Source organism: Pseudescherichia vulneris, from assembly GCF_902164725.1.
Lineage (GTDB): Bacteria > Pseudomonadota > Gammaproteobacteria > Enterobacterales > Enterobacteriaceae > Pseudescherichia > Pseudescherichia vulneris.
The window spans coordinates 1361173-1362321 of the sequence record NZ_LR607338.1 but is presented as its reverse complement, the minus strand read 5'-3'; the positions used below and the strand labels follow the sequence as shown (position 1 = coordinate 1362321).

General features: G+C 55.5%; 1 protein-coding gene. It reads right to left on the bottom strand.

The window, feature by feature from the left end; genetic code table 11:
- Positions 1-13: 13 nt before the first annotated feature.
- Positions 14-1117: an NADH:flavin oxidoreductase/NADH oxidase gene (locus tag FN633_RS05695; protein WP_154057043.1), complete on the bottom strand. Its 1104-nt coding sequence runs from the start codon at positions 1115-1117 to the stop codon at positions 14-16.
- Positions 1118-1149: the final 32 nt, after the last annotated feature.

Here is a 1149-nt window from a genome sequence, read left to right as displayed (position 1 = left end):
TCGCCATTCACGATCAGGACTTAAACAAATTCTTAAGGGTGTGAGGCTGGCAGCGAAGATACTGGCTGGCTGCCCTCACCTGTGCGCCCAGCGTTGCTGCCGCATGCCAGGGCCAACGCGGATCGTACAGCGCCGTACGCGCAATCCCGATAATATCTGCATCGCCGCTCGCGACAATAGCCTCTGCGTGTTGGGGCTCGGTAATCAAGCCAACGGCCACAACCGGAACATTCACTGCGGACTTCACCGCTCTTGCGAGTGGAACCTGATAGCCCGGATAGACATCGATTTTTTGATCGGGATGGAGACCACCGCTAGAGACATGGATTGCATCAACACCGCGCGCTTCAAGCATTTTTGCAAACGCTACGGCTTCTTCAATATCAAATCCACCCTCTACCCAGTCCGTCGCGGAGATGCGCACGCTGATCGCTTTCTCTGCCGGGAAGGCGTCACGAACCACGTCAAAAATTTCCAGTGGGAATCTGGCGCGGTTTTCCAGCGAGCCGCCGTACTCATCGGTACGCTGGTTTGATAGCGGGGATAAGAACTGATGCAGCAGATAACCATGCGCGGCGTGAATTTGGATCAGATCGATATTCAGTTTGGCTGCGCGTTTCGCGGCATTAGCAAACTGGGAGCGGATTTCGTCTAGCCCGGCACTGTCCAACGCGGTCGGAAGCGTATAGCCCGTGGTGTAGGGAACCGCGGAGGGGGCGAGCGTTTGCCAACCACCCTGCTGGTCGGGCGGAATTTGCCCCTGCTTATCCCAGGGTTTGTAGGTCGATGCCTTTCTTCCAGCATGAGCCAGCTGGATCGCAATGGGCATATCCGACCATTTACGGATGGCATCAAGCACCTGGGCCATGGCTGCCTCCGACTTATCATCATAGAGACCGACGTCGGCAAAGGTGATGCGCCCTTCCGGAGAGACGGCGGTGGCCTCAATCGTCAGCAAACCCGCACCGGATTGCGCCAGCTGTCCCAGATGCATCATGTGCCAGTCAGTCATACATCCCTCTTCAGCGGAGTATTGGCACATGGGTGCAATCACGATCCGGTTTTCAATCTCCAGATTTCTGATGCGTAGCGGTGTAAATAGCTTAGGATTAGACATACAAATACTCTCTGTTTGAGGAGTAGACAGGG